The sequence below is a fragment of the Duganella sp. Root336D2 genome (genome assembly GCF_001425005.1).
GTDB lineage: Bacteria > Pseudomonadota > Gammaproteobacteria > Burkholderiales > Burkholderiaceae_D > Rugamonas.
On sequence record NZ_LMDB01000012.1, the window covers coordinates 463,470 to 476,414 of the forward strand.

At 57.7% G+C, this 12,945-nt stretch carries 17 protein-coding genes; 8 read left to right on the top strand and 9 right to left on the bottom strand.

Annotation, left to right across the window (positions count from 1 at the left end; genetic code table 11):
- Positions 1-121: 121 nt before the first annotated feature.
- Together ASD07_RS12215 and ASD07_RS12220 are read right to left on the bottom strand one after the other, a co-directional pair.
- Positions 122-1,120 carry an alpha/beta hydrolase gene (locus ASD07_RS12215; RefSeq protein WP_055930047.1) on the bottom strand — a complete coding sequence of 333 codons (999 nt, stop codon included), beginning with the start codon at positions 1,118-1,120 and terminating at the stop codon, positions 122-124.
- 111 nt (positions 1,121-1,231) lie between these two features.
- Positions 1,232-1,687 carry a MarR family winged helix-turn-helix transcriptional regulator gene (locus ASD07_RS12220; protein WP_055930050.1) on the bottom strand — a complete coding sequence of 152 codons (456 nt, stop codon included), beginning with the start codon at positions 1,685-1,687 and terminating at the stop codon, positions 1,232-1,234.
- Positions 1,688-1,810: 123 nt separating this feature from the next.
- Here ASD07_RS12220 and ASD07_RS12225 point away from each other — a divergent pair, with 123 nt between their 5' ends.
- The 5 genes from ASD07_RS12225 to ASD07_RS12240 all read left to right on the top strand — a co-directional run bounded on the left by ASD07_RS12225 (position 1,811) and on the right by ASD07_RS12240 (position 6,619).
- On the top strand, positions 1,811-2,122 hold the full coding sequence (locus ASD07_RS12225) for a hypothetical protein (protein ID WP_156397976.1): 312 nt from the start codon (positions 1,811-1,813) through the stop codon (positions 2,120-2,122).
- 39 nt (positions 2,123-2,161) lie between these two features.
- Positions 2,162-3,229, top strand: a complete 1,068-nt coding sequence (locus ASD07_RS12230) for an HD-GYP domain-containing protein (protein ID WP_055930055.1) — start codon at positions 2,162-2,164, stop codon at positions 3,227-3,229.
- Between the two features lie 77 nt (positions 3,230-3,306).
- Positions 3,307-5,622, top strand: a complete 2,316-nt coding sequence (locus ASD07_RS30105) for a CHASE domain-containing protein (protein WP_082507280.1) — start codon at positions 3,307-3,309, stop codon at positions 5,620-5,622.
- A gap of 163 nt (positions 5,623-5,785) precedes the next feature.
- Complete coding sequence (locus ASD07_RS30110; protein WP_082507281.1) at positions 5,786-5,947, top strand: Sir2 family NAD-dependent protein deacetylase; 162 nt, start codon at positions 5,786-5,788, stop codon at positions 5,945-5,947.
- Positions 5,948-6,208: 261 nt separating this feature from the next.
- Positions 6,209-6,619 (top strand): hypothetical protein, encoded by a 411-nt coding sequence (locus ASD07_RS12240; RefSeq protein WP_156397977.1) that lies wholly within the window; start codon positions 6,209-6,211, stop codon positions 6,617-6,619.
- 192 nt (positions 6,620-6,811) lie between these two features.
- On the opposite strand, the gene ASD07_RS12245 is transcribed toward ASD07_RS12240, so the two are convergent.
- Genes ASD07_RS12245 through ASD07_RS12260 form a run of 4 tightly spaced genes read right to left on the bottom strand, consistent with a single transcriptional unit; the run spans position 6,812 to position 8,383 of the window.
- The gene (locus ASD07_RS12245; protein WP_055930061.1) at positions 6,812-7,324 is read right to left on the bottom strand and encodes a DUF6714 family protein; all 513 of its coding nucleotides are present in this window, start codon (positions 7,322-7,324) and stop codon (positions 6,812-6,814) included.
- A 38-nt stretch (positions 7,325-7,362) separates the two neighbouring features.
- Positions 7,363-7,599, bottom strand: a complete 237-nt coding sequence (locus ASD07_RS12250) for a hypothetical protein (protein WP_055930064.1) — start codon at positions 7,597-7,599, stop codon at positions 7,363-7,365.
- 32 nt (positions 7,600-7,631) lie between these two features.
- Entirely contained in the window at positions 7,632-7,955 is a 324-nt protein-coding gene (locus ASD07_RS12255) for a low molecular weight protein tyrosine phosphatase family protein (protein WP_055930067.1), read from the bottom strand.
- Complete coding sequence (locus ASD07_RS12260) at positions 7,952-8,383, bottom strand: nuclear transport factor 2 family protein (RefSeq protein WP_055930069.1); 432 nt, start codon at positions 8,381-8,383, stop codon at positions 7,952-7,954. The genes ASD07_RS12255 and ASD07_RS12260 overlap by 4 nt, the downstream gene beginning before the upstream one ends.
- Positions 8,384-8,524: 141 nt before the next feature.
- Here ASD07_RS12260 and ASD07_RS12265 point away from each other — a divergent pair, with 141 nt between their 5' ends.
- Genes ASD07_RS12265 through ASD07_RS12270 form a run of 3 tightly spaced genes read left to right on the top strand, consistent with a single transcriptional unit; the run spans position 8,525 to position 11,133 of the window.
- On the top strand, positions 8,525-10,246 hold the full coding sequence (locus ASD07_RS12265; RefSeq protein ID WP_055930072.1) for a ribonucleoside triphosphate reductase: 1,722 nt from the start codon (positions 8,525-8,527) through the stop codon (positions 10,244-10,246).
- Positions 10,247-10,256: 10 nt separating this feature from the next.
- Positions 10,257-10,430, top strand: a complete 174-nt coding sequence (gene nrdD, locus ASD07_RS32065) for an anaerobic ribonucleoside-triphosphate reductase (protein WP_156397979.1) — start codon at positions 10,257-10,259, stop codon at positions 10,428-10,430.
- A complete protein-coding gene (locus ASD07_RS12270) occupies positions 10,423-11,133 on the top strand; it encodes an anaerobic ribonucleoside-triphosphate reductase activating protein (RefSeq protein ID WP_055930075.1) in 711 nt (236 codons plus the stop codon). Before nrdD ends, ASD07_RS12270 begins: the two co-directional genes overlap by 8 nt.
- Here ASD07_RS12270 and ASD07_RS12275 read toward each other — a convergent pair.
- The 3 genes from ASD07_RS12275 to ASD07_RS12285 all read right to left on the bottom strand — a co-directional run bounded on the left by ASD07_RS12275 (position 11,108) and on the right by ASD07_RS12285 (position 12,929).
- The gene (locus tag ASD07_RS12275; protein ID WP_055930078.1) at positions 11,108-12,010 is read right to left on the bottom strand and encodes an alpha/beta hydrolase fold domain-containing protein; all 903 of its coding nucleotides are present in this window, start codon (positions 12,008-12,010) and stop codon (positions 11,108-11,110) included. The genes ASD07_RS12270 and ASD07_RS12275 overlap by 26 nt on opposite strands.
- A 97-nt stretch (positions 12,011-12,107) precedes the next feature.
- Positions 12,108-12,413, bottom strand: coding sequence for an NIPSNAP family protein (locus ASD07_RS12280; protein WP_055930081.1), 306 nt, complete (start codon positions 12,411-12,413; stop codon positions 12,108-12,110).
- A gap of 21 nt (positions 12,414-12,434) precedes the next feature.
- Positions 12,435-12,929 carry a DUF4184 family protein gene (locus ASD07_RS12285; RefSeq protein WP_055930084.1) on the bottom strand — a complete coding sequence of 165 codons (495 nt, stop codon included), beginning with the start codon at positions 12,927-12,929 and terminating at the stop codon, positions 12,435-12,437.
- Positions 12,930-12,945 lie beyond the last annotated feature (16 nt).

Consider the following 12,945-nt stretch of genomic DNA (forward strand, 5'->3'; position numbering starts at 1 on the left):
GACATTTCGTTTATTTGTAAAAAACCTGAAACATCCGTTGTGAAAGTCGGGGTCAGCTCCGGCAATCGGACATTCGCTGCGCGAATGTCCGATTGCCGGAGCTGACCCCGACTTTCATCTTTCACTTCAGGCGGTATTTCAGCTCTTCACCAGCCTGGCGCATGGCGGTCTTGGTGCCGGGTACGTTGCTCAGCACGTTCAGCAGGCCGAAATCGTGGATCATGCCGTTGTAGCGGATGGTGGTGGTTTCGACACCGGCGGCATCGAGTTTTTTGCCATAAGCTTCGCCTTCGTCGCGCAACACGTCGAATTCGGCGGTCTGGATCAGGGTGGGCGGCAAGCCTTTCAACTGCTCGCTCGAAGCCTGCAAAGGCGATGCGTAGATCTCCTTGCGTTGCGCCAGGTCGGTCGTGTAATTGTCCCAGAACCATTTCATGGCATTACGGGTCAGGAAGTGGCCATCGGCGTATTGCTGGTACGACGCGTTGTCGAAATTGGCGTCGGTGACCGGCCATAACAGGACCTGGGCGCGCAGCTTGGGCTGGCCCTGGTCTTTCGCCATCAGCGCCACGACCGCTGCCATATTGCCGCCGACGCTATTGCCGGCCACTGCGAGGCGGGAGCCGTCGACATTGATTTCCTTGCCATTCCTGGCGACCCATTTGCTTGCGCCATAGGCTTGCTTGATTGCCACGCCATAGCCGGCTTCCGGTGAAGGGGTGTAATCAACAAACACTGCAGCGGCGCCGGAATTCACCACCAGGTCGCGCACCAGGCGTTCATGGGTGGGAAAATCGCCCAAAACCCAGCCGCCGCCGTGGAAGAACATGAAGACCGGCAGCGCGCCTTTGGCGCCGGCGGGACGCACCACGTGCAGCTTGATCTTTTCGCCGTCGACTTCGATTACCTTTTCGGAGACGTCGGCGGCCGGCAGCTTGGCGCCTTTCTGCGCGCCCACCAGGACCTGGCGGGCATCGGCAGGGCTCAGCGACTCGAGCGGCGCGCCGCCTTCGATGGCTTTCAGGAATTGCGCGGTATGCGGTTCGACGCCCGGCAGGCTGGCGGCGAAAGCGGAACCGGCGAAGAGGGTAAGGGCAGATGCGGCGATAACGGTTTTCATGGTCAAGCTCCTTTAGTTAACGATTAAATAGCGTACTACTTAATTGGTTTTAAAAAATGTCCACCTTGGGGTCAGGAACAAAGGTGGACATTCGTTCTTACGCGTTACTTCTTACGAGTTATTCATCAGGCTGGTGCGCAACACGGACAGTTCGCGTTGCAGGCGGATCACTTGTTCCAGGTCGCATCCGCTGGCGCCGAGCACGCAGGCCGGCAGCTTGGCGCCTTCATTCCGCAATTCGCTGCCGTGCGCGGTGAGGGCGATGATCACCTGGCGCTCGTCTTGCGGACAGCGGGTGCGGGTGACCAGTTCAGCCTGCTCCATCCGCTTCAGCAGCGGCGTCAGCGTGGCCGAGTCGAGGAAAAGGCGGTCGCCCAGGGCGGAAACCGTCTGCTCGTCCTGTTCCCACAACACCATCATCACCAGGTATTGCGAGTAGGTCAGGCCCAGCTTGCGCAGCAGCTTGCGGTACAACTTGTTCATCGCCAGGGAGGTCGAGTACAAAGCGAAGCACAGTTGCTGGTCGAGCTTGGGAACCTGTTCCAGGTCAAATGTTTTCGTATCCATGGATCGGAGTATAGATAGTGCACGATCTAATTGCAAGCAAATTTTTCCCTTGACCTTGCCTGATGAGGAATCTTTGACTATCGTTAAAGTGCCCGGAACCTGCGCTGCGCAAAGGGGATGACAATGAATCAAATGAATCACTATCATTCAGGCGCCTACCCAGTGCCCGACCAGCGAGGCCTGGAGCCCGCGCTTTTCCTGGTCGAACTGGACCCGCAGCGTGTCGTTGATGGCGTGCGCTACGACGAAAACTACCTGGCGGATGATGTGCTTGCCTGCGGCACCATGCGCGAAACCTGCCCGATTTGCGAAGAAGGCCATCTGCAACTGGTCCTGCGCCAGAAGAACGTGCGGGTGGCACACTTGTTCTGTATCGAATGCACCCGTTGTTTTGGCGCTTTCCTGCCGGATGGTTCGCCGGCGCTTGCCGACTGAACATCCCTACGCGAAGTTCCCGTGCGGTATCATGCCGCAATGAAGAGCCCAAAGACCAAGCCGCTGTTGCTGATCGTTGATGGATCGGCCGACCACCTGCAACAGCTCAGCCACCTGCTGGAAGACAAGTACGCCGTGCGCGCGGTCGACGATGGCGACGCCGCGCTGGCGGCGGCAGGGCAGCTGCCGCGGCCGGAGCTGATCCTGGTCGATGTGGTGCGCGATGGCTTTGCCGTTTGCCGGCGCCTGCGCGGCAACCCGGACACCGCCAGCATTCCCATGATCGCCATGATCGAACGCGGCCAGCCGGAGCAGGAGCAAAGCGCCCTTGCGGAAGGGGCTTCGGACGTGGTGGCGCGCCCGCTGGTGCCGGAATTGCTGCACGCGCGCATTGCCACCCAGCTGCAGCTGCGGGAGGCGCGCGCCAAGGTGCAACGCCAGCGCAGCCAGCTCAATGAACTGGGCCAGATCGCCGATGCCGCGGCCTGGGCCATCGCCAGCCTGGCCGAATGGCGCGACGAGGAAGATCCATCGCACCTGCGCCGCATCCAGCACATTGTGCTGGCGCTGGCGCGCCAGTTGCAGGGCAATCCCCGCTTCGCCGATGAACTGGTTGAAGCCCATATTCCCCTGCTGTTCAAGGCGGCGCCGCTGCACGATATCGGCAAGGTGCGTATTCCGGATGCGATCCTGCTCAAGCCGGGCCGCCTGACGCCGGAAGAATTCGAGGTCATGAAGCAGCACACCGTGCATGGCCGGGATGCCATCGCCGGGGTGGAGCGCGAACTGGGCTTCTCCAATGCCTTCCTGCGCTTTGCGCGCGAAATCACCTTTAGCCACCAGGAGCGATACGACGGCTCCGGCTATCCGCAAGGCCTGGCCGGCGATGCCATTCCGGTATCGGCGCGCCTGGTTGCGGTGGCTGATGTTTATGATGCGCTGGTGTCCAGGCGCGTGTACCGCCCGGCCTTCACGCATGAGACCGCCATCGAGCTGATCCGCCAGGGCAGCGGCGAGCAATTCGACCCGGATGTGGTTGACGCCTTGCTGGCCGCCGAGGAAAACGTCAAGGAAATCGCGCTTCGATACCATGATGCGACAGAGTAACAACGGCTGAACGTTTCCCCGGCGTATTGTGGATTTCCCTATGCTATAGTCGTCTCCAAAGTCCCGTCGGAGCAAGCATGCGCATACACGGATACCTGGCCTTTATTGTCGGTATTTGCGTTACCGTGTGGGTCTGCATGTTCGTGGTGAATGTGCAGGACCGCCAGACCAATGAAGCCTTCCAGCGCGATACGCAAAAGATTGCGCGCGACACCCAGCTTCGCCTGCAAACCTATTTCGACATGCTGCTTAGCATTAAGGGGGTGTTTGCGGTCAAGGGCGATGTCTCGCGCGTGGAGTTCAGCCGCTACGTGCGTGAGCTGGACCTCAAGCGCCGCTATCCCGGCTTCCAGGCCATCCAGTTCGTGCGGCGCGTGCCATCCAGCCAACTGGATGTTTATGCGACAAAGATCCGCGCCGACGACAGCCTGCAAAGCGGCGGCTACCCCGACTACAAGGTGCACCCGGCATCGGTGCGGCCGGAGCACTTCCTGATTGAATACAACGAGCCGATGCGGGGCAATGAAAACGCCTTCGGCCTTGATCTTGCCGCGTTGCCTCCGCATTACAAGGCCCTGCAACTGGGCAAGGCGAGCGGCCGCGTGGTGGCCACAGAACGCATCACGCTGGTGCAGGACGCCAGCGGCCAGCCAGGCTTCGTGGCGCGCGCCCCGATCTACCGCCGCGGCGCATCGCTGTTGACGGAACAGGAACGCGATGCGGCACTGACGGGCTTCGTCGCCATTGTTTTCCGCGTCAACGACCTGATGTCGGAAACAATCGATAGCCCGATGCTGCAGCATCTCTACGTCAGCATCAACGATGCGGGCTATCTCAGTGATGGCGGCAACATGCCGCCCACGGTCGATAACCTCATGTTCAACAGCTTCGGAAAACTTGGTTCGGGCGCGCGCTTGCCGGCGCTGCCCGGCCTGTCCGGCAAGATCCCGCTCGATGTCGGAGAGCGGCGTTGGGTGATGGCTTTTGAGGGCCATGCGGGCGAGCGCTACAGCCGTGACATGAGGCTGATTTCCGTTATCGGCTTCGCCGGCTTTGTTATCAGTGCCCTGATCGGCGCGCAGATCATGACGCTGCAACGGCGCCGTGCCCTGGCGCAAAAGCTGCGCATTACGGCTGACGAATTGCGCGCGCTGCAGGATAGCGCCATTGTCGGCATCGGCCTGTTTGTCAACGGCGTGATCGTGCGCTGCAACCGCGGGCTGGAGGAGATGATGGGCTACCAGGCGGGGCAACTGGCCGGACGTTCCTGCAATATGCTGACAGGCGGGCTGAGTGATCCGTTCGCCTGCGTGACCGACAGCACTTCGATGCATTTCGAACTGGAGCTGGCCAGCGCCAATGGCCGGCGCCTGTGGTGCATGGTGAATGGGCGCATGCTGGACGAGAAGGAGCCGCGCAAGGGCTGCGTGTGGGTGATTATCGATATCACGGAGCGCAAACAGACCGAGGCAGCGCTGGTCGACACCAAGCATGGGCTGGAACGCAGCCTGAGCGAGCTGGCGCTGCAAAAGTCCAATGTGGAAATGGCGCACAAGGATTTGTCGGCCGTGCTGTTGACACTTAAGCAGGCGCAGGCCAACCTGATCACGTCGGAAAAAATGGCGTCGCTGGGAGCCCTGGTGGCCGGCATTGCGCATGAGCTGAACACGCCGATCGGCAACAGCCTGCTGACTGCGACGGCCTTGAGCGATATGTGCAAGGAATTCGAGCGCCAGCTCGCCGATGGCGGCATCAAGCGCTCCACGCTCGATACGCACCTGAAGGATGCCCGCATGGCGTGCTCCATCATCACCAATTCCCTGACGCGCGCGGCTGACCTGATCCACTCCTTCAAGCAGGTGGCAGTGGACCAGACTTCCGATAAACGGCGCTCGTTCAACCTGCATGGCGTAGTGCACGACACGCTTGCCACGTATTCGGCCCAACTGCGCCGCGCCAACTGCGAAGTGAAGGTGTGGATGCCGGAGACGCTCACCTTCATGTCCTACCCGGGCAGCATTGGGCAGGTTCTAAGCAACCTTATTCAGAACGCTATCATGCATGCATTCGAGGGACGCGAATCGGGGCACATCACCATCAGCGCCGTTGAAATGGACGATGACAACGTCGAACTGCGCTTCGCCGACGATGGCAATGGCATGAGCGCCCGCACGCTGCGCCAGGTGTACGATCCCTTCTTCACCACCAAGATGGGGCAGGGCGGTTCCGGGCTGGGCATGAATATCGTCTACAACCTTGTCACCGGCGTTTTGCGCGGCACCATCCAGGTTGAATCCGAGGTTGGCAAAGGCACTACCGCGATCATCATCCTGCCGCGCAAAGTTCCCGCCAAAGACGATCTGACGGAAACCGACCTGCTGCACGCGCAGTAGTTGATGAAGTTGTATTAGCTCAAACTTGAAGTTGTATATTTAGAATCCCGCTCCAGTGGTAACGTGTTTCCGACATGGCGATTGAAAACGGCCAATAACGGACCTTCAACCATTGGCCCCATCGATTAGAATTTGAAGAACTTTTATATCCAATCCGCCTAATATGAAGCCAGATGTCGTCCCTAATAAGGTAGTGGTCTTTACCGGTTCTGGCATTAGCGCGGAAAGTGGATTACCCACTTTCCGCGATTCGAACGGACTTTGGCGCTCATATTCTTGGGAGGAGGTGGCCAGCCCAGAAGGCTGGAAGGCTCGTCTATTATAAGAACACTGAAGCGTCTGCTTGCTCCTTGATTGTTGGTTTGATCGACGATGATGGAGTAATCAATGTTCAGCCAGTAGAAACATTCAAGTCTGGTTTCGGAACATGCATCGAAAAGAAAGCAAATGCGCAATAAGTACAGTCGCCCCCTTCTGTTGACCGACTGCATTTGGGCGACTTCGACAATCGTGAGGCCGGAAGTAGCCGGCCAGAAGCCGCCGGTCATTCTTTGAATAGGGTGATAAATTGCCGAACGATATAACTTTGACGGAAATTGAAATCGCGTTTGTAGCGAAATTGAAGGCGGCGAAAGTTGCCTTTGCAGGGAAATCAATTCGGCGGCTCGATATCGGCATATTCCCTTGGCATGGGACTATCGAATTATCAGCACTGTGCGTCGGCGACGCTTGCCAGCTTGAGGATATCGCTGGCTGGCCCCATTACAACTTTTCTGCTGTGCAAGAAGGAGGATGGCCTGAAGCTGCTGACGTTTGCGCTCGAATGGAAGCTTGTTGGAAAAGGGGCGTGGCCGCTAACGATTTCTTTGAGCTTTTTGGTGCGGCGATGAACTCTCAACTTGTCCTGGCTCAGTTAGAAGAATTCAATCGCACCGAAGATTTCGGCGTTACCTTGATGAATCCCGACGCAAAAAATTCAAGGAATTACTGCGTCTGAGTCTCGACAATTCAATGTCCGCAATGGGCGGAACCCGCCTGTGGTGCCTGCCTAGCTACAAGTCTGAGCGCAACACTTGAGAATCGAGACAGAGTCTGACATCTAGTGTCAGATGGGGGCAGCTTCCCCATTGCGGACGCCCTATAAAGTCTTTGAGGCCGGCTTGAAGCGGGGCCGCCATCTTAGCGCACATCAAACTGCGTTTTGCCAATAACTGGCGAGCGCTTTAAGGGCGTCTGAATGCCTTACGTCATCTTCCAAGCTCGCAGTAAATTTAAGGAAATGAATGACGATTTGCCTTTGGATCTCATTCAGAGCCGAATACTGTGCGATGGCGTATGCACGTAAATCCTCATTCTTAGTCGATGGTAAGAGCGAAGAAATGGTCATTCCAAGCACATCAGTTTCCCAGATTGACCTATGGTGGTTCTTTAAACTGTAACGCATGTATGCGGGCAAATAATAGAGAAATTCTTCGGCTCCCATGTGAGCAAGTAAGCAGTCGCATTCTTCGATCTCTTCATCGGGAATTTCTTGCCAAGTTCTATCTACCCGTTTCTTGCCAGCCGCCGTCCACTCATCCGCAGTAATTTCCCGCGACATTCCATACTTATCGGTTAATTGAAACTGCCGCAATGACGTCTCTGCACGTGCGGTGCCATCAAACGCATCTTCAATGCCTGTGATTAGACTGACCAGGTTCATGTTCACTCAAATATTCTGAAAGATCAGATCGGGTTTGCTCAGGGGAGCAGGTCTTCCACGATCTTCAATGCGGCGCGCTCCGCCTCGGCCTCGGCGGCATGCTGGTCCAATAAGGTAAGATCCGCCGACACGCGCCGTTTTGGATAGATGTGGGTCATATGCATCGGGTTCGCAGATGGTGCGAAGATGGAAACGTAGGCGCCCCATTGCTTCGTGCCTTCCAGCAGTTCGCCTGTGAACTCGATCTCGTAACCGTCAACGCTTTTGGTGGGCATCCCCATTCTCCGCTTTGCATATGTGAGCAGTATTAGCGCAGGAACTTGCCGGCTTTGAGTTCCAGAAGCCGCACCAACTCCGCTTGCATGTATTCGTAATCGTCTGGAATGTCGAGGCAGATCACACGCTTTCCGTTCAGGTGCGCCCGGAAGTTCCTGGAAAGGCGGTTGCGATGGGCCTTCTCCATCACGAAGATAATGTTTGCCCACGCTATCTGCTCGGTCGACAGCGACACGTCGGCATCATTGCCCAGGCCGGCCGAATCGGTTTCCACGTCAGGCCAGCTTGCGAATACATGCTCCGCCGTCGGGCTGCGCAAGCGGTTTTGTGTGCAGATGAAAAGTGCTCGTTTCATTGAATCCTTGTTACGTGGCTTACTACGATCGTCCAATTTCCTTTAACACGCACTAGCGTATCAGTGAATCGGACATCCAGCGCAAACGGCTTGCCGCCGGAGCGTCCTTTGAGTGAGGTGATGCCTTGGACAACGGCCGCATCGCCATATACGCGTGCCGTCATGCTGTGATTCTCAAAGCGATCGTATTGCGGATCGCCGTCGCGAACTTCCTGGATCGCTTGCGCACGGCTCTGGACTTCGGAGTTCGAACTCACGAGATTGAACTCGGGAGCCAGCAAGCGCTCCAGTGCTGGAATATCCCGTAATCGAAACGCTTCACACGCCGCTTGCGTGAGGGCCATCACTTCCTGCTCCGGCGTGGGCGCCGCCATCGCTGAATGAAAGGCAAGGGCAGCTAAAAGACAAAGCGCGCGAATGAAGGACATGGCTGGTCTCCGGGAATTTTGCAGGAATCTTATCAAATTTAAACCAGGTCAAGGAAATCAAAAAACGGCGGTTCACATTGGTCTTTAACTACATTTAGTGTGTAATATCCATAAAGACACAACATATAGTTATTAAAAACGATGACGCCGATTCGCAAGACAACCGTGGATGTGCAATCCTCGATCGATGAATACCTCCAGCAGCTTGACTGGCGGGTGAATGCCAACGCCAACCAGGGCTATTCCCTGGGCGGCATGATCCTCAATATCTCGGGCAAGATGGTCGCCAATTACTGGCTCGATCACGTCTACCCGCGTGAAGTCGGCGAGGCGCACCGCAATGCCGATATCCACATCCACGACCTCGACATGCTGGCCGGCTACTGCGCCGGCTGGTCGCTGCGTACTTTGCTGAGCGAAGGCCTGAATGGCGTGCCGGGGAAAGTGGAATCGGCGCCGCCGAAGCACTTGTCCAGCGCCGCCGGCCAGATCGTCAACTTCCTCGGTACACTGCAGAACGAATGGGCCGGTGCGCAGGCATTCAGTTCTTTCGACACCTATATGGCGCCTTATGTGCGCAAGGATAAGCTGGGATACGAGCAGGTACTGCAAACCATCCAGGAGCTGATCTACAACCTGAATGTCCCGTCGCGCTGGGGTACGCAAACGCCGTTCACCAATCTGACCTTCGACTGGACCTGTCCGGAAGACCTGCGGGAACAGGTGCCCGTGATCGCCGGCGAAGAAATGCCCTTCACCTACGGCGAGCTGCAAGCCGAGATGGACATGATCAACCGCGCCTATATCGAAGTCATGATGCGCGGCGATGCCAAAGGGCGCGCCTTCACTTTCCCGATCCCGACGTACAACATCACACCGGACTTCGACTGGCACAGCCCTAACGCGGAAATGCTGTTCGAGATGACGGCGCGCTACGGCCTGCCTTATTTCCAGAACTTTGTGAATTCGGAACTCAAGCCGAACATGATCCGCTCCATGTGCTGCCGCCTGCAGCTCGACCTGCGCGAACTGCTCAAGCGCGGCAACGGCTTGTTTGGTTCGGCGGAGCAAACCGGCTCGCTTGGCGTGGTCACATTGAATTGCGCGCGCCTTGGCTACCTTTATGCGGGTGATGAGGCGGCGCTCCTTGGCCGCGTGGACGAACTTCTCGCGCTGGGCAAGACCAGCCTGGAAATCAAGCGCCAGGTGATCCAGCGCCTGATGGACGGTGGCCTGTTCCCCTATACCAAACGCTATCTCGGCACGCTGCGCAACCACTTCTCCACGCTCGGCGTGAACGGTATCAATGAAATGATCCGCAATTTCACCAACGACAGGGAAGACATCACCACCGAAGCCGGCGCTGCGCTGGCCACCCGCCTGCTGGATCATATCCGCGCCCGCATGCTGGAGTTCCAGGAAGTGACCGGCCATATGTACAACCTGGAGGCGACTCCGGCCGAAGGCACAACCTACCGCTTTGCCAAGGAAGACCGAACCCGCATGCCGGCGATCCTCCAGGCCGGCACGAAGGAAATGCCGTACTACACCAACTCTTCGCAGCTCCCCGTTGGCTTTACCGACGATCCATTCGAGGCGCTGGAACGGCAGGACGAACTGCAAAGGAAGTACACCGGCGGCACGGTGCTGCACCTGTACATGACCGAGCAGGTATCCAGCGCCGATGCTTGCCGCCGCCTGGTGCAGCGCGCACTGACGCGCTTCCGCCTGCCCTATATCACCATTACGCCGACATTCTCGATCTGCCCAAGACACGGCTACTTGAGCGGCAAGCACGAATTCTGTCCGAGATGCGATGAGGACATCATTGCGCGCAAATCGCGCGAACTTTCACTTAACTGAGGAGATATGCATGACCGCTAACCAACCAGCCCGGGAGATCACGCTCACCAACGCCGAACGCCATCCTTGCGAAATCTGGACGCGCGTGATGGGCTACCACCGTCCATACTCGTCCTTCAACGTCGGCAAGAAGGGCGAATTCAACGAGCGCACTTATTTCGTCGAGCGCAAGAATAATGGCTGACAGGGAGCTCAAGGTTGGCGGCTACGCAAAGTTCACGTCGACCGACTATCCTGGAGAGCTGGCGGCCGTGGTGTTTGTCCAGGGCTGTCCCTGGCGCTGCGGCTACTGCCATAACCCGCACCTGCAGCCTCGCGACGCTGAGCCGGCAATTGCATGGCGTGATTTACTTGCCTTCCTCGCAGGCAGGGCAGGGATGCTGGATGCCGTAGTTTTCTCCGGCGGCGAGCCGACCCTCGATCCTGCGCTGGAAAACGCCATGCGCAGCGTGAAAGGTCTTGGCTTTAAGATCGGCCTGCACACGGCAGGCATCTACCCAGAGCGTTTGAAACAGGTACTGCCTCTGGTGGACTGGGTGGGGTTGGATATCAAGACCGCATTCGATGCCTACGACGAACTGACTGGCGCCAGCGGCAGTGCGCAAGCAGCCCATGCAGCGGCACGCCTGGTGATTGAAAGCGGCGTGCCATACGAATTCAGGACCACGGTGCATCCCAAGTTGACCACACGCCAGCATATTGTCACACTGACGCAACAGGTCTCGGACATGGGATGCGAGACTTATGTGCTGCAGGACTTTCGCTCTGCGGGATGCCGAGTCCAGGACTTGGTGAATTCCTCCAGCGAGGGCGGGCTGGACGGCGAATTGATCGGGCAGGTGAAATCGAAGTTCCGCCAGTTTATGCTAAGGCGTGCGGACGGCTGATCAGTTTCGTTGAAACGGCCTGTCTCAATATTGTCCCGGCCATGTCCAAGGCATTTTTGCCTTCTGCCAGTTGCGGGTAGTAGTTCGGCCAGAAGTGGAACATCTTCGGCCATATCTCCAGCCGCACCTGGACGTCCGCCAGGGTTGCTGATCGGGCGAGGGCGATCGCGTCATCCAATAGCGTTTCGGTCGCGCCAACGAAAATGGTGAGCGGTGCGATGCCGCGCAGGTCCGCGAAAGCGGGAGAGGCCAGGGGAGTATTCCTCGGCTGGCCGGCAAGGTACTGTGCGGCCAGGAACTGCATGAGCTCCCGGTTCAGCACCGGGTCGCGTTCTGCGTTACGGGTGTAGCTGTCGGCCGAAATGCTCATGTCGGCCCAAGGCGAGAAAAGGACAACGCCTTTCGGCTGGGGCAAGCCAAGTTCCCGCAAGCGCACCAGCATGGCAGCCGCCAGGCCAGCACCCGCACTATCTCCTGCGACTGTAACCTGGCGGCTGCAATCCAGCAGATACTTATACCCGTTGATTGCATCTTCCAGGGCATGAGGGAAGGGGAATTCGGGGGCGAGCCGGTATTCGAGGGCGAGTGTTTTCATTTCCGCGGCGCGCCCCAACTCGCTTACGAAATGGCGATGGCTTGCCAGGGAACCCGAAACGAAACCGCCTCCATGCAGGTAGAGAATGACGCCATCATCACGCGCGGCAGGGGTGGAAGTCCATTCGGCCGGAACGCCATTGGCGATGACGGGCGTTACCTGAACGTCTGGCGCTGTCGGATAGCGCTCGGCCAGCTCATCGCACGCTACCCGGCGCTGCTCAATGCTGAGGTTCGCTGGCCGGGCGCGAAACATGGCCTCCAATTGATCGAGCTCGCTCATAGGCTAGCTTTTAAAAGGTGTCAGACTATACGGTTTAGACGCGGAGCTGAGTCGAGTCAAGGTTAAATTACGCCGACTTGACCAGGCGGGATACTGCCTAAGCGAACACCGGACGGAAGAAGCTTCGTTCATAGCTGACGATACAACGGGTATCTTCGGCATATTTGAAAGCGGCCTGGCACTCCGGGTCCGCCAGAGACTTGATCCTGTATTCCTCATACTTCGCCAGGCTCGGGAAAGAGAACATCGCCAGGGCGACATTGTTCGTGCCTTCCGACGGCAGGAAGTAGCCGTGGTGGGTGCCGCCAAATTTCTCTACTAGCGGAATCCAGACTTTACCGTAACGCTCAAATTCCTTGAGCTTGTACGGGTCGATGATGTAGCGGAGGTAGCAGGTGATCATGGGGCCCCTTTATGGTTGAATTTAATCGTTTGCGCCGCGCAGCTTTCGCATGAGCAGGATCGCTATGCCGATCGCCCCAGCTAGAACGCATGACCAGTGCAAGGTGTCGAGAGGGATCGCCCTCAGGAGTGGATTGGAATCGCTGAGCGGTGCAAAAGGCCGGATATCCGAATGCATGATGCTGTCGAATACGACGTGAGTGTAGCTGCCGAATGCGGCACCCGTTGCTACGCTGGCAGTGCTCAAATCGCGCCAGCCAAACAGATTCGGCAGCCGTAGTCGGTTGGCGCCGGCGCGCACTGCGATAAATAGCGCAATGGCCAGGAAAATGATGAGCGTCGCCCCGATATAGGTATGAAAGAAGCGATGGAGCGGAAACTGCCCGGTACGCATGTAATAGAACGGCTCGATGTCGATCAGGACGTTCGCGGCGCAAAACGCAATGAAGCTGATTCGCTTGGGTGCGATTGCGTGAATTGCGGCCCCTGGGCCAAAGTGAAATGGGGTAATCGGCATTGCGCGGGAACCAATA